The organism is Tsukamurella ocularis, from assembly GCF_965138335.1.
In the GTDB taxonomy this organism is placed as follows: domain Bacteria; phylum Actinomycetota; class Actinomycetes; order Mycobacteriales; family Mycobacteriaceae; genus Tsukamurella; species Tsukamurella ocularis_A.
Genome location: NZ_CBCSDV010000002.1, coordinates 74,221 through 93,230, shown reverse-complemented (window position 1 = coordinate 93,230; position 19,010 = coordinate 74,221). Strand labels below are relative to the sequence as shown.

Genomic DNA, 19,010 nt, shown 5'->3' with positions numbered 1-19,010 from the left:
CCCGCGGCAGGGTTCCCAGCCATCCCACAGTCGTACCGCAGGGACGCGGCAGCGCGGCGCACGAGGGTCGTCCTCATGACAACCGAGATCGCACCCGACCCGATGGTCACGGCAGCGCAGGAACGGCTCGTACGGGCGGAGACCGCCCCCGTCCTCGACATCGTGATCCCCGTCTACAACGAGGCCCACACGATCGCGCACTGCGTGGAGACGCTCCGCGCGCACCTCGACGACTCACTCGCCATCCCGGCGCGGATCACCATCGCCGACAACGCCAGCACCGACGACACCCTCCGCGTGGCGCATTCGCTCGCCGCCGCGATCGACGGCGTGCGCGTGGTGCACCTGGACGCGAAGGGCCGTGGCCGCGCGCTGCGCCGGGTGTGGGCGCAGTCCGATGCCCGCGTCCTGGTGTACATGGACGTCGACCTCTCGACCGATCTCAGGGCCCTGCACCCGCTGGTCGCGCCGCTGCTCTCGGGCCACAGCGATCTCGCGATCGGCACCCGCCTCGGGCGCGGCGCGAACGTGGTGCGCGGACCGAAGCGCGAGGTGATCTCCCGGGGTTACAACCTGCTGCTGCACACCGCGCTCCGGGTGCGGTTCTCCGACGCCCAGTGCGGCTTCAAGGCGATCCGCACCGACGTCGCGCGCGAGCTGCTGCCGCTGGTCGAGGACGGCGAGTGGTTCTTCGACACCGAGCTGTTGGTGCTCGCCGAGCGCGCCGGTCTGCGCATCCACGAGGTCCCCGTCGACTGGACCGACGACCCCGACAGCCGCGTCGACATCGTCGACACGGTCAAGAAGGACCTCAGGGGCGTGATCCGGGTCGGGCGCGCGCTCGGCCGGGGCGCGCTCCCCCTCGACGAGGTGCGGCGCGCCCTCGGCCGCGAGGAGCCGCAGCTCGCGGGCGTGCCGCGCAACATGGTGGGCCAGCTCGCCCGGTTCGCCGCCGTCGGGGTGGCGAGCACCGTCGCGTATGCGATCCTCTACCTCCTGCTGCACCCGGTGATCGGGGCGCAGGGCGCGAACTTCGCCGCCCTGCTGATCACCGCGGTCGGCAACATCGCCGCCAACCGCTCCTTCACCTTCGGCGTGCGGGGCCGGGCGGGCGCCGCCCGGCACCACCTGCAGGGCCTGGTGGTCTTCCTCCTCACCTGGGCGCTGACGTCGGGCAGCCTCACGGCCCTCGCCCACCTCGCCCCGGACGCCGGGCGCGGGCTCCAGCTCGCCGTGCTGGTGATCGCGAACCTCGTGGCGACGATCACCCGGTTCCTGGGGCTGCGCCTGATCTTCCGCTCCACCGGCGCCGCGCAGGCGGACGCCCGGTGACACCTCTTCGCGAACGCGTCGCGGTCGCCGTCCTCGTGGTGGGGACGGCGGCCGCGTACATCTGGGCCCTCGGCCGGGCCGGCTGGGCCAACGCCTTCTACTCCGCCGCCGTCCAGGCCGGCACCGTGAGCTGGAAGGCGATGTTCTTCGGCAGCTCGGACGGCGCGAACTCCATCACCGTCGACAAGCCGCCCGCCTCGCTGTGGGTGATGGAGGTGTCCACGCGCATCTTCGGCGTGAACACCTGGGCGATGCTCGTCCCGCAGGCCCTCCTCGGGGTGGCCTCGGTCGCACTCCTGTACGCGACGGTGCGCCGCCGGTTCGGCCCCGGCGCCGGGCTGCTCGCCGGTCTGCTCCTCGCCGTCACGCCGGTGGCGGCCATGATGTTCCGGTTCAACAACCCGGACGCCCTGCTGGTGCTGCTCATGATCGCCGCGACGTGGGCGATGCTGCGTGCCGTCGAGGACGGCCGGTGGCGGTGGCTGATCGCGTGCGGCGCCTTCGTGGGCCTGGGCTTCCTCACCAAGCAGCTCGCCGTGATGCTCATCGTCCCCGGCCTGGCGCTGACCTACCTGGTCGCGGGTCCGCCGAAGCTCGGCACGCGCGTCGCGCAGCTGTTCGCCGCGGGCGCCGCGATGGTCGTCGCGGCGGGGTGGTGGCTGCTCACCGTCGAATTGTGGCCCGCATCATCGAGGCCGTGGATCGGCGGTTCGCAGAACGACTCCATCCTCGAGCTCACGCTCGGCTACAACGGACTCGGCCGGCTCAACGGCGACGAGAAGGGCAGCGTCGGCCCCGGCCGCGGCGGCATCGAGATGCCCTCGGGGTTCGAGCTGCCTTCGGGGATGGAGATGCCCGGCCACCGCGGCGGCGGGATGTTCGGCGACGCCGGCGTCCTGCGGATGTTCGAGCCCGCGCAGGCCGGGCAGATCGCCTGGCTGCTGCCCGCGGCACTGATCGCGATCGTCCTGGTGCTGATCCTGCGCGGACGTTCCCCGCGCACGGACGGTGATCGCGCCGCCGTGATCGCCTGGGGCGGATGGCTGCTCGTCACCGGGATCACGTTCAGTTTCATGGCCGGCATCTTCCATGCGTACTACACCGTGGCGCTGGCGCCCGCGATCGCGGCGCTGGTCGCGATCGGCACGGTCGTCGGATGGCGCGCCCGCGACCGAGCGTGGGTGCGCGTGGTCGCCGCCCTCGCCGTCGCTGCTACCGGGGCGACGGCCTGGTACATCCTGGACCTGACGCCCGACTGGAACCCGTGGCTGCGCTGGGCGATCGCCGCGGCGGCAGGAGTCTCAACGGCGGCGATCCTCGCCACGTCGCTCCCGGCGGTCGGCCGCGCGCCGCGCCTGGCCGGAGTCATCGCCGCGACGGCGCTGTTCGCCGCCATCGCCGGGCAGGTGGCCTTCACCGCGGAGACCATCGCCGCGCCGCGGCAGGGCGCCATCGTCTCGGCGGGACCGTCGAGCGGCCACGGGTTCGGCCCGGGCGGGGCCCGCCCGATGGAGCGGCACGGCACTGGTTTGGGCGGCCCGGCCGGCGGTGCGCGGCCCGACGGTGCCCGCACCGGCTCGCCCGGCGGGGACGAGCGCAGGGGCGGCGGACCGTCGTTCCTGATGGGCAGCACGGCGGGCCCCGAGGTGACCGCGCTCCTGCTCGCGGATGCGGACCGCTACACGTGGGTCGCGGCGACGGTCGGCGCGAACGCCGCCGCCGGCTACCAACTCGCCACGGAGCGGCCCGTGATGCCGATCGGCGGCTTCAACGGCACCGATCCCTCCCCCACGCTCGCGCAGTTCCAGCAGTACGTGCGCGACGGCAGGATCCACTACTTCCTCGCCGAATCAGGCAGCGGATTCGGTGGATTCGGCGGTTCCGGCACCGCGTCGGAGATCCGCGCCTGGGTCGAGAAGAGCTTCTCCGCGCGGACCGTCGACGGGGTCACCGTCTACGACCTCACGGCGCCGAAGGGGTGATCAGTCGCGGCGCCCGGCCCAGCTGTCGGGCCGGGTGCCGTCGACGTCGGTGACGCCGTACTCGGCGGCGAGCTCCGCGGAACTGGCGGACCGCTGGTTCCAGCGGCCGCGGCCGGGGTCCGCCGCGAGGGCGGCGATCCCCCGGCCGATGTAGCGGGGCGACTCGGAGTAGGCGAATCCCGGGGGTGCCGTGGGGCGTTCGGGACGCTCGGTGAGCGCGGCCCGCCAGTCGTCCTCAGTGACCCCGTACGCGTCGAGCATCATCTCGGAGCGCAGCCAGCCCGGCGTGACGGCGACGGCGACCGCTCCGTGCTCCGCGAGCTCGTGCCCCTGGGAGAACGCGAGTCGGTTGATCGAGGCCTTGGCGAGGTCGTAGAAGACCGAGATCCGGTAGGTCTCGGCGTTGAAGTCGGCCGTGCCGTCGGTGATCTCGGCGAGCAGGCCGCCCGGCCGCTCGATGAGCAGCGGCGCGAGGAAGTGCGCGGTGATGAGGTGGGTGTCGACGGCGAGTCTGAGCAGGCGCAGCCCGGCGTCGAGGTCCTGTTCCCAGAGCGGGGTGTTCCAGGTGGATGGCGGCCCTTTGAGCAGCTCGCCGCCCCAGATGTCGTTGACCAGAACGTCGATCCGCCCGTACTCTGCGCGGAGCCGGCCGGCGAGGCGCGCGACCTGGTCGGGGTCGAGGTGGTCGACCTGCGCGGCGACACCGGTGCCGCCGAGGGCGTCCACGAGTTCCGCGGTGCCCTCGATGGTCTCGGGCCGCGGGTAGTCGGAGGCGATCGCGGGATCACCGTCGCGGCTGCTCCGTCCGGTGCACACGACCGTGGCGCCCTGCTCCGCGAGACCGGCGGCGATGCCGCGCCCGGCGCCGCGCGTCGCCCCCGCGACGACCGCCACGCGGCCGCGCAGTCCTGTCCCGACCGGGTCCACCCCTCCTGTCTACCCCGCGGGCCGGGAGCCCGCAGCATGCGGCGGGGCCGGGCTCAGAACAGGCGCTCGTCGGGGTCGAAATCCCCGCGGACCTCGATGCCGGAGGCGAGGGCGCCCGCGGGCGGCTCGAGCCCGAGATGATGCCACGCCGCCATCGTCGCCACGCGGCCGCGCGGCGTACGGGCGAGCATCCCGGCACGCACGAGAAAGGGCTCGCACACCTCCTCCACGGTGCCCGGCTCCTCCCCGACGGCCACGGCCAGCGTCGAGACGCCGACGGGGCCGCCGCCGAAACTGCGGATCAGCGCCCCGAGCACGGCACGATCGAGCCGGTCGAGGCCGAGCTCGTCCACGTCGTACACCTTGAGCGCCCCGCGCGCGACGTCGACGGTGACGGTCCCATCTGCCCGGACGTCCGCGAAATCGCGGACGCGCCGCAGCAGGCGGTTGGCGATGCGGGGCGTGCCCCGGCTGCGGCTCCCGATCTCCGCGGCCGCCTCGCGGTCGATCGTGATGCCGAGGATCTTCGCGCTGCGCTCGATGACCTGGACCAGATCGTCGGTCTCGTAGAAGTCCATGTGCGCGGTGAAGCCGAACCGGTCGCGCAGCGGACCCGTGAGCGCACCGGACCGAGTGGTCGCGCCGACCAGGGTGAACGGGGCCACGTCGAGCGGGATGGAGGTGGCGCCGGGCCCCTTGCCGACCACCACGTCGACCCGGAAGTCCTCCATCGCGAGGTAGAGCATCTCCTCGGCGGGACGGGCCATGCGGTGGATCTCGTCGATGAACAGCACGTCGCCCTCGACGAGGTTCGACAGCATCGCCGCCAGGTCGCCGGCACGTTCCAGGGCGGGCCCAGAGGTGACGCGCAGGGCGGTGCCGAGCTCCCCGGCGATGATCATCGCGAGGCTGGTCTTGCCGAGGCCGGGCGGGCCGGAGAGCAGGATGTGGTCCGGGGTGCCGCCGCGGAGCTTCGCGCCGTGCAGGACGAGTTGCAACTGTTCGCGGACCTTCGGCTGCCCGATGAACTCGTCCAGCGACTTCGGCCGGAGGGATTCGGTGTCGTCGCCCGAGAGCGCCGCGGGGCCCATGATGCCCTCGGCCTCGTCGAACTCGCTGCCCAGCTCGTCGTCGTAGTGCACGTCAGCCGCGTCCCAGTGACTTCAGCGCATCGCGCAGGAGTTCGGAGACCGACTTGTCGGGCCCGGCCTCGACCGCGGCCGCGACGGCCGGCTCGGCCTGCTTCGGCGTGAAACCGAGCCCCTCCAGGGCGTCCAGGAGCTGCTGCGAGACGCCGCCCGCGGGCACCGTCGACCCCGCCGCGCCGGAGGCGTCCGACGGTGCCGCGCTCACCTTGTCCTTGAGCTCCACGTGGATCCGCTCGGCGACCCGTTTGCCGATGCCGGGGATCAGGCACAGCGTCTTGATGTCGCCGGAGGCGATGGCGACCTGCATCTGCGCGGGTTCGAGCACCGCGATGGCGGCCATCGCGAGCCGCGGCCCCACCCCCTGCACGGTCTGCAGGAGATGGAAGAGCTCCTGCTGCGACGCGTCGGTGAAGCCGTACAGCGTCTGCGAGTCCTCGCGCACCACCATGGAGGTGAGCAGAAAGCCCTCGGACCCGCGGGTGAGGGCGCCCGCCGTGGCGGGAGCGACCAGCACCTTGTAGCCCACACCGGCGCACTCGACCACCACGTGGTCGAGCCCGATGTGCCGTACCTCGCCGCGCAGCGACGCGATCATCGCACTCCTCCCGTGACCTTCTTCGCCGCGCGGCGCTGTGCCGCCAGCCGCTGTTCGAAAACCTTCTTCTGTTCCGCCGCACGACGTTCCGCCTCGGCCATGCGCGCGATCATCGGCGCGCGCCAGCTGTGACAGACCGCGAGGGCGAGCGCGTCGGCCGCGTCGGCGGGCTCCGGCGCCTTCTGCAGGCCCAGGATCCTGGTGATCATCGCCGTCACCTGCGCCTTGCCCGCGTTGCCGTTGCCGGTGACCGCGGCCTTGACCTCCGACGGAGTGTGGAAGTGCACGTCGATACCGCGGCGGGCGGCGGCCAGCGCGACCACCCCGCCCGCCTGGGCGGTGCCCATCGCCGTGGAGACGTTGTGCTGCGCGAAGACCCGCTCGACCGCGATGACGTCGGGCTCGTGGGTGTCCATCCAGAACTCGGCGGCGGTCCACACGGCGAGCAGCCGCTCCGCGAGCGGCATCGTCGCCGGTGTGCGTACCACGTCGACGTCGAGCGCCGTGACCTTGCGCCCCGCCCCGGTCTCGACCACCGACAGGCCGCAGCGCGTGAGCCCGGGGTCCACCCCCATCACCCGCATCGCCGTACCTCCGCGCACCGTCGAACAGTCAAACCTTTGTTCGAGAGCATACCCGCACGCGTCATCGCCGGGCGGCAGCGACGCGCCTGGCTACTCGCAGATGACCGTGGGCACCGGGTCGTACTTGACGGTGCGGGTGTGGCGGGAGATGACGTCACCGGTCTTGACGTCGGTGATCGTGCGGGTGTTGCTGGTGGTGAAGCCGGGCTGGCCGGTGCTGGCGACGCAGTGCGGGCCCTTCGCGAGCCGGATGGTCGACGGCTGCGTCGGCAGGCTCCGCGAGCCGGTGCTCGACGCCACCTCACGGGTCTTGGTGCTCCACATCCGCACCGACACCGACGACGAGCCGGCGCTGGACTCGATGACGATGCCGTAGGGGGTGTCGTTCCGGAACTGCAGGTCGATCGCGCCCTCGAAGACGGTGGCCTCGCGCGCCTCGGGGTAACGGGAGATGTAGTAACTGTGCTCCGTGTGCCCCGCGTCCTCGAGCCCGGCGAAGTAGGCGGCGTTGTAGAGCGTGGTGGCGAACTGCGAGATGCCGCCGCCGACGGCCTTATCGGGGCGGCCGTTGTTGATGATCCCGGACTCCACGTAGCCCTGGGCGGTGCCGCGGGGGCCGGTGTAGCCGTTGAGCGAGAAGGTCTCGCCGGGCAGCACGACGGCGCCGTTCACCTGCTGCGCGACCCGGCGGATGTTCACGCCCGAGGCGTCGCTGAAGCCACCGGTGGAGAACTCACTGACCACTTCCCGCACGCCGAGCTCCTTGGCCTTCGCGGTGGAGACCTTCGGCTCGACGGCCTTGAACTGCGCGGTCGCGGTGCGGCCCTGCGGCGACTGCTCGGTGACGGCCTTGGTGACCGCGTCGAGCGTCGGGTCCCAGACGACCTCGCGGCCGGGGACGGCCTCGGTCACCGTGGGGGTGCCGCCCGAGAGGTCGAAGCCCGCGTCCTTGGGCTTGGCGACGGCGGACTCGAGTCGCGTGCCGAGCACCTTCTTCGCGGCCTCGCGGTCGACGGTGGGCGCGAGATTGCCGGCACCGTCGGGCCGGAAGGAGAGGAACGTGCCGATGTCGGTCCCCGAGACGCGGCCGACGGTGCCCGCGGCCACCTGCCCGGCGGCCTCGCGGCGCAGCACGACGTCGGACGCGACGGCCTGCGCCGCCGCCCCCGTCGCGACGGCGCGGACCACGTCGACCGAGACGGTGGGCCGCACGGCCTCCGTCGGGACGGTGATGTCGGTGGAGTCGGGCCACGCGGCGGCGACGACCTCGGCGGCCTTGGCCGGATCGATCTTGTCGCCGGCCTTGGGCTCGACGGCCACCGGTCTGCCGCCCCGGTAGATCACGGCGCCGTCGCCGGCCTCCGACGTCAGGGCGCCGGCGGCCTTCGCGATCGCGGCGTCGAAGACCTGCCGGTTCAGCGTGGACGCGGGGTGCACGTGCCGGTCGCTGACCAGGCCGAGCAGATCCCGCAGCGGCGAGCGCTCGTCGATCGCGCGCTGCACCGTGCCCGGCACGTCCATGACCAGGCCGAGCTGGGCGGGCTGGAGCCGGACCTCCCCCTTGTCGGTGCGGAGCGTGATCGGCTCCGTGTTCACCCGCTTCGCGGCACCGTCGAGGCGATGCGTCGCGTCGTCGCGCCCCAGCGCACCGAAGTCCACCCCCACCGCCGTGGCACCGTGCACCGTCTCGGCGCGCCCGGATTCCCAGACCGCCGCACCGCCCGCGCCCAGAAGCAGGGCCGCCACCAGGGCCAGGGCCGGGGCACGGCGCAGCGCCGTTCGGGTGCGAGTCACAACCTGAGAATATCCTGACGCATTATTACCGCACAGTAGGGGCGATGCGATACGTCAATCTCAGGGCATCAGTCCTCGTCGAGCTCCGCCAGGACCTCGTCGGAGATGTCGACGTTGGTGTACACGTTCTGCACGTCGTCGCTGTCCTCCAGCGCGTCGACCAGCTTGAACACCTTGCGCGCGCCGTCGGCGTCGACGGGGACCTCGACCGACGCGCGGAAGCCGGACTCCGCCGACTCGTAGTCGATGCCGGCCTCCTGCAGCGCACTACGGACCGCGACGAGATCCGTCGGCTCGGAGACGATCTCGAACTGCTCGCCCAGGTCGCTGATCTCCTCCGCGCCGGCGTCGAGGACGGCCATCAGCACGTCGTCCTCGGCCTGGCCGTTCTTGTCGAGGGTGACGATGCCCTTGCGCGTGAACAGGTACGACACGGACCCCGGGTCGGCCATGTTGCCGCCGTTGCGGGTCATCGCCACGCGGACCTCGCCCGCGGCGCGGTTGCGGTTGTCGGTGAGGCACTCGATGAGGACCGCCACGCCGTTGGGGCCGTAGCCCTCGTACATGATGGTCTGCCAGTCGGCGCCGCCGGCCTCCTCGCCGCCGCCGCGCTTGCGGGCGCGCTCGATGTTGTCGTTGGGGACCGAGGTCTTCTTCGCCTTCTGGATGGCGTCGTAGAGCGTCGGGTTGCCGTCGGGATCGCTACCGCCGGTGCGGGCCGCGACCTCGATGTTCTTGATCAGCTTGGCGAAGAGCTTGCCGCGCTTGGCGTCGATCGCCGCCTTCTTGTGCTTGGTGGTGGCCCATTTGGAATGGCCGCTCATCGATCCCTCGATTCCGTTCGGGTGCGCTGTCTCAACCCTGCGAGTTTACGTGAACACCTTCTCCAGCTCCGACAACGCGTCCTCGAGGTAGCGGATCATCCGCTGCACGTGCGGCACGGACGTCCGATCGGCGGTGATGCCGAACTCCAGGTTCCGGTTGTTGGTGCAGATCGTGATGTTCACCGCCTGTCCCTCCCACGGGATGGACGCCGGATAGACGCCGTCCAGGTGGGCGCCGTTCCAGTACATGGCCTCGCGCGGCCCCGGGACGTTCGAGATGACCAGGTTGAACGGCGGCCGCGCCACGCCCCGGTACCCGGGCAGCATGCCCGGCGCGAGGCCCGCGATGTTGGCCGCGCTGAGCGCCAGCACCTGCAGCGGGGACAGCTCGCCCATGACCTTGCGCGCGGCCCGCACCGAGTCCTGGATCGCCGTGACCCGCGCCGCGGGATCGGTGAGATCGGTCGCCAGCGTCGAGATCACCGCGCCGACGGCGTTCGACGAGGACTCCGCGCCCTCCTTGTGCAGCGACACCGGCACCATCGCGGTCAGCGAGCGATCCGGCAGCTCGTTCAGCTCCAGCAGGTACGAGCGCAGCGCGGCCCCGCACATCGCCAGCACGATGTCGTTGACGGTCGCTCCCGCGGCCTTGCGGACCGCGTCGATCCGGTCGAGCGAGTAGGACTGCGCGACGAACCGCCGGGCGCCGCCGATCGGCACGTTGAAGATCGTGTGCGGCGCCTCGAACGGCGCCTTGTAGTCGTGGTCACGGATCGTCGCGCCCGCGACCTTCAACGAGGCCGGCAGCATGCCCAACACCTCGCCGGTCAGCCCGCCGATCTGCTTCGCGGTGCTGAGCGGGTTGAACGGCAGTGCGCCCTTCGGCGCGGCCGCCGGCTCCGCCTTCCGTCGTCGCCCGAGGCCCGGCTGCCAGACGACGCGGCCCTCGCGATCGTCGGGATCGGGCGACAGCGCCAGGGTCATGTACCGCAGCGCGGAGACCCCGTCGACCAGGGAGTGGTGCACCTTGGAGTAGACCGCGAACCGGCCGTCCTCCAGGCCCTCGATGACGTGCACCTCCCACATCGGACGGTGCCGGTCGAGGAGCGTCTCGTGCCACAGCGAGACCTGCTGGAACAGTTCCCGGATGCGGCCCGGCTGGGGCAGGGCGGAGTGCCGGACGTGGTACTCGAGGTCGATCGAGTCGACCTCCGACCACCAGGTGTTGCCGAGGATCCCGACGGGGTCGGCGGGCCGCCGGCCGAACTTCTCGCTGACCTCGGTGTGCGCCCGCATCGTCTCGACCACGGACCGCACGTAGTCGGGTCCCGCGCCCTCGGGCGGGGTGAACAGCTGCAGACCGCCGACGTGCATCGGATGCTCGCGGGACTCCGCCATCAGGAACATCGAATCCGTCACCGGCATGTAGCTCACGACGCCACTCCCCTCTGCAGCGGCGTTCTCACCGCCGCCGAACGATGTCCACGAAGCGCCGGTGGATCCGCAGATCGCCCGTGACCTCGGGATGGAAGGATGTGGCCATCGTCACACCCTGCTGAACAGCGACCACCGTACCCGCCGTCGGGCCGGCCTCCGCGGGCACCCTCGCCAGCACCTCGACGCCCTCGCCGACCCGCTCCACCCACGGAGCACGGATGAACACCGCACGGACCGGGTCACCGTCCACCCCCTCGACCTCGAGATCGGTCTCGAAGGAGTCGACCTGCCTGCCGAACGCGTTCCGGCGCACGGTCACGTCGATCGCGCCGAGGCAGCGGGCGTCGGGGCGGGTGTCGAGCACCTCCGCGGCGAGCAGGATCATCCCCGCGCACGAGCCGTAGGCCGGCAGCCCCGCGGCGAGCGCGTCGCGGAGCGGATCGAAGAGGTCGAAGACGCCGAGCAGCCGGCTCATGGTGGTGGACTCCCCGCCGGGGATGACGATGCCGTCCACCGCGGCGAGGTCTCCCGCGGTCCGCACCGTCGTGGTGGCGGCGCCGGCCGCCTCGAGCGCGTGGCGGTGCTCGCGCACGTCACCCTGGAGAGCGAGGACTCCGATCCGTACGGTCACGGGGAGCCAGCCTAAACGGCGGCGCGGTCACGCCCGGAAGCGGTGCAGGCCCTCCTGGATCACGACGGCGACGAGCGCACCGTCACGCGCGAAGATCCGGCCCGCGGTCAGCGCCCGGCCCCCGCCGGCCGACGGTGAGGTCTGGTCGTAGAGGAGCCACTCGTCGGCGCGGAAGGGTCGCAGGAACCACATGGCGTGGTCGAGGGAGGCCACCTGCGTATCGACGCCCGGATGCGCGACGCGCGCCGAGCCCAGGAGCGTCATGTCGCTCATGTAGGCGAGCGCGCTGACGTGCGTGTTCTGATCGTCGGGCAGGCGCTTGATGTGCCGGAACCAGACCTGCTGGTGCACCGCGCGGCCCACGTAGGGCGCCGTCGCGTCCTGCGGAACGATCCGGATGTCCCAGTCGCTCCACTCCTCGAACAGCCCCAGGCTCTCGCGGGTGGCGTTGGGGTCCTCGCGGGGGCTGAGCACCGACTCCGGGTCCCGCGTCGGGGGCATCTCGTCCGCGTGCTCGATGCCGTCCTGCCCGGGCAGCTGGAAGGACGCGGACATGGAGAAGATCGCCTCGCCGTCCTGCACCCCGTTGACGCGACGGGTGCAGAAGGACCGGCCGTCGCGGATCCGGTCCACGAGGAAGACGGTGTCCGCGTCCGGGTTGCCCGGGCGCAGGAAGTAGCCGTGCAATGAGTGCACCTGCATGGTGTCCGGGACGGTCTCGATCGCCGACCGCAGCGCCTGCCCGGCCACCTGGCCGCCGAAGGTCCGGACCAGCACCGACGGTGCGTGAATACCGCGGAAGATGTCGCGGTCGATCTGTTCGAGACTCAGCAGCGCTTCGATGTCAGCCACGAGGGATGACTCTACTCACCTCACCAGCTGGGATCGGTGGCTTCCGTGGTGGCGTCCACCACGATCACGGTGACGTTGTCGCGGCCACCGGCGTTGAGCGCCGCGGCGACGAGCTGATCGGCGCACTCGTCGATCGGGACGTCGCTCTCGAGGATCTGCCGGATCTCGTCGTCGGTGAGCTCGCCGTTGAGGCCGTCGGAGCAGACGAGCAGCTTCTCGCGCGGCTGCGCCGGCACGATCCAGAAGTCGGCGTCGGGCTCCATCCCGGCGCCGAGCGCACGGGTGATGACGTTGCGTCGCGGGTCGACGCGGGCCTGCTCCGGGCTGAGGAAGCCCCCGTTGATGAGCTCCTGGACCTGCGAGTGGTCGACGGTGAGCTGTTCGAAGTAGCCCTCCGCGAGGCGGTAGGTGCGCGAATCACCGATGTTGACCACCAGCCAGTGCGGCACGCCCTCGTAGGTGGTGAGCAGCACGCCGGTCACGGTGGTGCCCGCACGCTTGCCGGTCTCCGAGTCGATCGCCTCGATCGCGGCGTGCGCATCCCGCAGGCGGTCGACGACCTGCTCCATCACGACCTGTGCATCGACGGGCTCGGGACCGAATACCTCGGCCAGTGCCTCGAGCGCCGCGGCCGATGCCACTTCTCCGGCGTCGTGGCCACCCATGCCGTCGGCGAGCAGGAACATGCCGGGGCCGGTGAGCGCACCGTCCTCGTTGGTCAGGCGCACCCGACCGGGATTACTGATGGCGACCCATTTCATGGACACGCCGCCCTGCGCTCCGTAGACGATCTCGGAGCGCGCCTCCCCCGCATCTGTCGTCATCCGCCGAACACCTTGAAACTGCGCTGACCCATGTGCACGACGCTGCCCTTCTCCACGGCGTACCTGACTCCCTTGGTGAGCTCCGTCCACGAATCGCCGAACGCGATCGCGGAACCGTTGGTCGAGCCCACGTCCTCCACCCACAGTTCACCGCGGGTGATGCCGAACAGCAAGTGCGTCTTCGACACCGACGCGGTGTCGTCGACCAGCACGTGCTTGGTGATCTTCGCCGGATCCGCGCCCTGCGGCAGGACCGGCTCGCGGCCGATGATGCCGTCGCCGCGGACGTCCACCGAATGCCCGTCGTCGAAACGGAGCACGATCGGCGCGCCGCCCGCCGGGGCGGGGGTCGCCGGGCGCGGCTGCTGCGGCTGGCCCTGAGGCTGAGCGCCCTGAGGCGCGGGCGGCCGACCGGCCGGCGGGCCCGCAGGCGGCTGGCCCTGCACGGGTACGCGGGGCTGGCCGCTGGGGCCGGTGGGACCACTGGGACGCGGCGCGAACTGCTGGGGCGCCTGCGACTGCTGCGGCGGAGGCGCGAACGCGGCGGCCGGCGGCAGACCGGTCGTGGGCTCGTCGCCCTCGGTGGGCGGCGGGCCGAAGCGCGGTGGGATCGGGCGCAGGCCGGGAACGTCGTCGGGCAGCGGCGGGAGCGACGGGGGCTGCAGCCGCTCGCGGGGCTCGCCGGCCCCGACGACCTCGGTGTCCGCGCCCGCGGCGACCGCGTCGNCGCGGGTCTCGTCGGGCAGCGGCGTGGGGATGCGCTGCAAGGTGCTGTCGGACTCGCCGGTCACGAGGCCGCCGAGCGGGCCCGACGGTGCCGGCGCCTGCGCCCGGACCCGGGTCGCGACGTCGGCGTCGTCGACCACCGTGGATTTCGAGGCCTTCTCATGGACGCCGCGGCGGCCACCGTCGGCGAGGATCGACCAGGCCGGGAGGTAGACGAGCGGCGCCAGGACGTTGAACACGACGGAGCGGATCGCGGACGAGGGGAAGCCGATCGGGCGGTGCGAATCCGCGTCGACCACCTTGAGGCCCGCGAGCAGCTTCCCGGGGCTGGCCCCGTAGAGGCCGTGCAGCACGATCGACGCAATGATCGCGACGGCCACACCGATGCCGAGGAACACCCAGCCCTGCTCGAGGCCGGCCGCGACGTTCACGATCAGGGCGATGGCGACCACCGCCGACGCGACGCACAGGTCCGCGATGTACGCGAGGACACGCAACACGTTGGGCGCCGCCTCCACGGGCGATCCGCCCAGGGACGACTGGGCCCCGTACTCCTGGGTGGCCCTGGCCGTTGCTTGGTCTGACATCCTCCGCCTCACTGCTTCCACTTCACATCCCGCGTCTGCCCGACACGCGTAGCCTCGACGCTAGCGCGAATCGTCGGACACCGGCGGGCGACATGCCGTTACCAGCCGCGTTCCGCCAGGCGATGCGGCTGCGGGATGTCGTCGACGTTGATGCCGACCATCGCCTCGCCCAGGCCGCGCGAGACCTCGGCGAGCTTGCCGGGGTCGTCGAAGAAGGTCGTCGCCGCGACGATCGCCTTGGCCCGCTGTTCGGGATTGCCCGACTTGAAGATGCCCGAGCCCACGAAGACGCCCTCGGCACCGAGCTGCATCATCATCGCCGCGTCGGCCGGCGTGGCGATGCCGCCCGCGGTGAACAGAGTGACGGGCAGCTTGCCGTTCTTGGCGACCTCGACGACCAGGTCGTACGGCGCCTGCAGCTCCTTGGCGGCGACGTACAGCTCGTCCTCGGGCAGCGAGGTCAGGCGGCGGATCTCGTCGCGGATCTTGCGCATGTGCGTGGTGGCGTTGGAGACGTCGCCCGTACCGGCCTCGCCCTTGCTGCGGATCATGGCCGCACCCTCGGTGATGCGACGCAGGGCCTCACCCAGGTTGGTCGCGCCGCAGACGAAGGGCACCGTGAACGCGAACTTGTCGATGTGGTTGCTGTAGTCGGCCGGGGTCAAGACCTCGGACTCGTCGATGTAGTCGACGCCCAAGGCCTGCAGGATCTGCGCCTCGACGAAGTGGCCGATGCGGGCCTTCGCCATCACCGGGATGCTGACGGCCTCGATGATGCCGTCGATCATGTCCGGGTCGGACATGCGGCTGACGCCGCCCTGCGCGCGGATGTCCGCGGGCACGCGCTCGAGAGCCATGACCGCGACCGCACCGGCGTCCTCGGCGATCTTCGCCTGCTCGGGGGTCACCACGTCCATGATCACGCCGCCCTTGAGCATCTCGGCCATGCCGCGCTTGACGCGTGCGGTGCCGGTGACGGGTGCGGTCTGGGGATCAGTGGTCACTGATGGGTCTCCTCGTAGCTGGGACATGTGGGGCTCCAGTATTCCCGATGACGGTGCGCGGATTCGAGCCCGGGTCATGGGGCGGGCGCCGCGCGGCCGGGAAGAACGGTATGCACGCTGACACAGAATCGATACAGTGAGGCCATGCACAGCGCGTCGTGCCACGTCTCGGGTCGGCCATGAGCGTCACGATCGGCGTGCTGCCGTTCCTCGTCGACACGGATCTACAGGTCGGGCCGGGCTTCACTCCCGAGCTCGTCCGCGACTTCATCACCCGTTGGTCGTTGACGCCATCCACTGACCACGCAGACGCCTACCTGACCGCGGACGACATCGCGGACGGGATGCTGCCCCGTATCACCGCCGGCACCGACGAGTTCGTGATCCACGGTTCTGTCGCCGACGAGGTCGACATGGCGATCGACTGGATGTTCACCGTCGGGGGCACCTTCATCGACTACTCCGGCCGGTTCATCTCGTCCGACCCACGATGGCTGGACCTCGAGGACCCGCACGCCTTCGACCTGTTCGTCGTCGCGGACGCGGCAACCGCACGTGACGCCTTCGCCACTCCTGCCTGCCCTCCGGGTATCTGGGACATCCGGGACGGTTGGCAGTCGGTGCCCGTGATCGTGCGCCGGCCGGTGTCCGACTGGTCCCCCGAGGTCAGCTGGAACGGCTGGCGGGTCATGCTGCACGACGACGAGATCGAAGTGCAGACGGTGCCGGACCACGCCTTCTGGGGCGTCCCGATCCGCGCAGTGGAGCCGGGTTTCACCTACTGCGCCGAGAACTGGGCCGTGCGCGACAACGACGGCGTGCTCACCGCTGCGCATCGCGACGGCCGTGTCGTCACCGTCGAAGCGACCTCGGACGGCCCGCTGATCACCTCGCACTGACAGCGGCGTCGCGCTGCCGCGGGAGTTGTTCGCTCCCGCGGGGGTTTCGACGGTGCCTCCTCCACTCCCGCGGGGACTTCTCACCGAACAGAGGGTTGCAACCTCCGCGTCTGGGAGAAACTCCCGCGGGAGCGGATCATCGCCGATCGACGCCCGTGCCGGTCATCATTCCGCGAGAATGGAACCCGACGGCGTGGGGGCGCCGAGGTTCGGGGGAACCACGATGACTGACGGTGAGTCGGTCCTGCGCAAGCACCGTTCGGAGATGCTCGCGACGGGCGGCACTGATCGCAAGATCCGGAAGTGGCTCGACGACGGGCTCATGACCAGAGTCTGGCGCGGCACCTACCACCAGGGCACGAGGCTCGCGCCGTGGGTCGAACTCGCGCTGTCTGCCCGCGCCGCGGCGGAACGATCGGACGCCGGCCTCGTTCTCAGCCACGCGGCCGCAGCGGCGCTCCTCGGCATGGAGGTCCTGACCTTCGACTGGAGAACCGTCGAGTTCACCCGCGACGGACGTCGCGGGGGCGGCATCGACGGGCGGCGACGTGTCCACCTCCGGCGGCTGGACGCGGAGGACAGAACGGTCGTGGAAGGCCTCGCGGTCACGACCATCGCCCGAACGGCCCTCGACCTCGCACTGGCCGGCACGTTCGAGCAGGCGATCGCCGCCTTGGACGCCGCGCTGCGCATGGGCGTGACGCGCGACGAGCTCCAGGCAGCGGTGAACCGGCTCGGCAGGCGCAAGGGCATCGCCATGCTGCGGGCCGCACTTCCCGAGGCGGACGGCCGTTCCGAGTCCGTCGGGGAATCCCGCAGCCGCGCTCTGATGCTCGGCTGGCCCGAGATCCCGCGGCCCGACCTGCAGCGCGAGTTCTTCACCCCCGCCGGCGCGCTCGAGGCGCGTGTGGACTTCCTGTTCGGCGAGATCGTGGTCGGCGAATTCGACGGAGAAGGCAAGGAGAAGAAGGGCTTCGACGCCGCGATGCGCCTGAAACGCGACACCGAACTCATGAACCGCGGACTGTGGCCGACGCACTGGCGATGGAAGGACTGCAAGGAACCGGACCGCCTGCGCACCAGGCTTCAGGACGCCCTCCGACCCCACGGCCTCCTCCTGGACAGTGCCTCCCGCGGGAAGTCTTCACCGACTCCCGAGTTGCAACCCACTGACGAGTGAGAACCTCCCGCGGGAGCGGGGCCGTGGCTGTCGCCACGACGGGGCCGACGTCACCGTCGGTCAGCGGGTCCAGATGGACCGCGCCGGCTCCGACGATACGGCGCGGCCGTCACCGCGGGTGATCACCAGGCCGCCAGCGCTGACGGTGTAGACGGTGTCGTTCGAAGCCCTGCCTTCAGCGTCGCGGTTCACGGCGCGGAAGGCCCCGTCGCCCCTGCGCGTCGCGCTCAGGGTGATGCCGCTGTTGTCGCCGGAGATCTGCGCGCCGCGGTAGGTGAAGTCCCCGGTGGAACCGCAGATCACGACGCGCGACCCGCCACCGTTCGCCTTCGACGTGAGCAGTGCCAGCTGGAGCGTCTCGCCGCCGGCACACCGGGCCGGGCTGCCGACGAAGCCGTAGGCGTCGGTGCCGGGGACGGTCGGCGCCGCGGCGGAGTCGGACGCGCCCGTGGGCACCGTCGACGACGAGGCGGTCGGCGAAGCGCCCGTCGCCGGGTCCGCGTTCGTCGAGCCCCCGTCCCGCACCAGGGCGAGGTAGCCGACCGACAGCAGGACGATCACCAGCACCGCGACCAGCGCCGCCAACGCCCACACGCGGCGGCGCCCCGAGCCCCCGGCACCGGGCCCGCCGACGGTGGTCGGTGCGGGGCCGGGCGCGGGAGTACTCGGCATCCCGGCCAACCGCGGGGCCGGCGTGGCGGGCACCATCGGCGTGGACGGCGGCACGGGCGCCATCGGCGGCGGGGTCGGGCGGATCACCGTCGGCCCGGACCCCACGCCGGGACCGCCGGGACTCACGCCCGGGCCGCCCGGACTGGCCGGGCCGCCCGGACCGGCCGACGGTGCCGGCGCCGTCAGTGCCGCCCGGAACGCCGCGGCGAAGGCCGCGTTGTCCGGGAAGCGGTCCCTCGGTTGCTTGGCCAGCGCACGCTCGAACACGCCCGCCAGCCCGGGCGGGAGGCCCCCGACCCGCGCAGCGGGGTCGGGCACCGGCGCCTGCAGATGCGCCATCAGCACGGAGCTCGGCGCGCCGGGGCCGTAGGGCGGCGTGCCGGTGAGCAGCTCGAACGCGGCGCAGGCCAGCGAGTACTCGTCGGCCCGGTTGTCCAGAGGGTTGCCCTCGATCACCTCGGGAGCGAGATAGGCCATGGTCCCGACGGCAACGCCGGATTCGGTGAGGGAACTGGCCTCGTCGGTCGCCTTGGCGATGCCGAAGTCCACCAGCTTCACGGCGACGGGCCGCCCCGGCCGCACGGGCGCGAGGAGGATGTTGCCGGGTTTGACGTCGCGGTGGGTCAGCCGGCGCTCGCTCCACGCCCAGTCCAGCGCGCTGCCGACCTGCTCGATCACGTCGGCCACCATGGCGGGAGGTAGCGGGCCGCGCGTGCGCAGGTACTGAGCGGCGTCCTCGCCCTCGACGTACTCCATCGCGAGCCAGAGTCGGCCGTCGTACTCGCCGCGGTCGTGGATCGTGACGATGTTGGGGTGCCGCAGCCCGGCCAGGATGTCGGCCTCACGCAGGAAGCGCGCGGCGAAGCTCGGATCGTCGCCGAGGTGGGGGCCGAGGAGTTTCAGCGCGTCCTGTCGCGGCAGCCGCGGGTGCTCGACGAGGAAGACCTCCCCCATGCCGCCCGCACCCAGGCGGCGCACCACCCGGTATCCGGAGATCTCCTTCGGTTGCATC

General features: G+C 71.7%; 18 protein-coding genes. 4 read left to right on the top strand and 14 right to left on the bottom strand.

The features are described from left to right. Positions 1–75 precede the first annotated feature (75 nt). A complete protein-coding gene (locus tag ACNAYW_RS03165; RefSeq protein ID WP_415848298.1) occupies positions 76–1,332 on the top strand; it encodes a bifunctional glycosyltransferase family 2/GtrA family protein in 1,257 nt (418 codons plus the stop codon). Then, a complete protein-coding gene (locus ACNAYW_RS03160) occupies positions 1,329–3,314 on the top strand; it encodes a glycosyltransferase family 39 protein (RefSeq protein ID WP_415848297.1) in 1,986 nt (661 codons plus the stop codon). Before ACNAYW_RS03165 ends, ACNAYW_RS03160 begins: the two co-directional genes overlap by 4 nt. Here ACNAYW_RS03160 and ACNAYW_RS03155 read toward each other — a convergent pair whose 3' ends face one another. From ACNAYW_RS03155 to pdxS, 13 genes are all read right to left on the bottom strand, one after another. Continuing rightward, the gene (locus ACNAYW_RS03155; RefSeq protein WP_415848296.1) at positions 3,315–4,241 is read right to left on the bottom strand and encodes an SDR family oxidoreductase; all 927 of its coding nucleotides are present in this window, start codon (positions 4,239–4,241) and stop codon (positions 3,315–3,317) included. 53 nt (positions 4,242–4,294) lie between these two features. Further along, entirely contained in the window at positions 4,295–5,332 is a 1,038-nt protein-coding gene (ruvB, locus tag ACNAYW_RS03150; RefSeq protein WP_415848518.1) for a Holliday junction branch migration DNA helicase RuvB, read from the bottom strand. Between the two features lie 52 nt (positions 5,333–5,384). Further along, complete coding sequence (gene ruvA / locus ACNAYW_RS03145; protein ID WP_415848295.1) at positions 5,385–5,984, bottom strand: Holliday junction branch migration protein RuvA; 600 nt, start codon at positions 5,982–5,984, stop codon at positions 5,385–5,387. Continuing rightward, a complete protein-coding gene (gene ruvC, locus ACNAYW_RS03140; RefSeq protein ID WP_224645189.1) occupies positions 5,981–6,568 on the bottom strand; it encodes a crossover junction endodeoxyribonuclease RuvC in 588 nt (195 codons plus the stop codon). Before ruvC ends, ruvA begins: the two co-directional genes overlap by 4 nt. 90 nt (positions 6,569–6,658) lie before the next feature. After that, positions 6,659–8,362, bottom strand: coding sequence for a VanW family protein (locus tag ACNAYW_RS03135; RefSeq protein WP_415848294.1), 1,704 nt, complete (start codon positions 8,360–8,362; stop codon positions 6,659–6,661). A 68-nt stretch (positions 8,363–8,430) separates the two neighbouring features. Continuing rightward, complete coding sequence (locus ACNAYW_RS03130; protein ID WP_415848293.1) at positions 8,431–9,186, bottom strand: YebC/PmpR family DNA-binding transcriptional regulator; 756 nt, start codon at positions 9,184–9,186, stop codon at positions 8,431–8,433. A 45-nt stretch (positions 9,187–9,231) separates the two neighbouring features. Continuing rightward, positions 9,232–10,611 carry a WS/DGAT/MGAT family O-acyltransferase gene (locus ACNAYW_RS03125; RefSeq protein WP_415848517.1) on the bottom strand — a complete coding sequence of 460 codons (1,380 nt, stop codon included), beginning with the start codon at positions 10,609–10,611 and terminating at the stop codon, positions 9,232–9,234. A 37-nt stretch (positions 10,612–10,648) separates the two neighbouring features. Next, positions 10,649–11,254, bottom strand: a complete 606-nt coding sequence (gene pdxT, locus ACNAYW_RS03120; RefSeq protein ID WP_415848292.1) for a pyridoxal 5'-phosphate synthase glutaminase subunit PdxT — start codon at positions 11,252–11,254, stop codon at positions 10,649–10,651. Positions 11,255–11,281: 27 nt separating this feature from the next. Beyond that, complete coding sequence (locus ACNAYW_RS03115) at positions 11,282–12,106, bottom strand: acyl-CoA thioesterase (protein WP_415848291.1); 825 nt, start codon at positions 12,104–12,106, stop codon at positions 11,282–11,284. Positions 12,107–12,126: 20 nt separating this feature from the next. After that, positions 12,127–12,930: a PP2C family protein-serine/threonine phosphatase gene (locus tag ACNAYW_RS03110; RefSeq protein WP_415848290.1), complete on the bottom strand. Its 804-nt coding sequence runs from the start codon at positions 12,928–12,930 to the stop codon at positions 12,127–12,129. Next, positions 12,927–13,142, bottom strand: a complete 216-nt coding sequence (locus ACNAYW_RS03105; protein WP_231706611.1) for an FHA domain-containing protein — start codon at positions 13,140–13,142, stop codon at positions 12,927–12,929. The genes ACNAYW_RS03110 and ACNAYW_RS03105 overlap by 4 nt, the downstream gene beginning before the upstream one ends. Before the next feature lie 515 nt (positions 13,143–13,657). Further along, the coding region (locus ACNAYW_RS03100; RefSeq protein WP_415848289.1) for an RDD family protein at positions 13,658–14,243 on the bottom strand (586 nt) is incomplete at its 3' end. A 98-nt stretch (positions 14,244–14,341) separates the two neighbouring features. Then, complete coding sequence (gene pdxS / locus ACNAYW_RS03095; protein WP_415848288.1) at positions 14,342–15,274, bottom strand: pyridoxal 5'-phosphate synthase lyase subunit PdxS; 933 nt, start codon at positions 15,272–15,274, stop codon at positions 14,342–14,344. 152 nt (positions 15,275–15,426) lie between these two features. Here pdxS and ACNAYW_RS03090 point away from each other — a divergent pair, with 152 nt between their 5' ends. Together ACNAYW_RS03090 and ACNAYW_RS03085 are read left to right on the top strand one after the other, a co-directional pair. Then, the gene (locus ACNAYW_RS03090; protein ID WP_415848287.1) at positions 15,427–16,146 is read left to right on the top strand and encodes a hypothetical protein; all 720 of its coding nucleotides are present in this window, start codon (positions 15,427–15,429) and stop codon (positions 16,144–16,146) included. A gap of 223 nt (positions 16,147–16,369) precedes the next feature. Beyond that, entirely contained in the window at positions 16,370–17,326 is a 957-nt protein-coding gene (locus tag ACNAYW_RS03085) for a hypothetical protein (protein ID WP_415848286.1), read from the top strand. 60 nt (positions 17,327–17,386) lie between these two features. Here the strand turns inward: ACNAYW_RS03085 and ACNAYW_RS03080 are convergent, their stop codons facing one another. Beyond that, positions 17,387–19,009, bottom strand: coding sequence for a serine/threonine-protein kinase (locus ACNAYW_RS03080; protein ID WP_415848285.1), 1,623 nt, complete (start codon positions 19,007–19,009; stop codon positions 17,387–17,389). Between the last annotated feature and the right edge of the window lies 1 nt (position 19,010).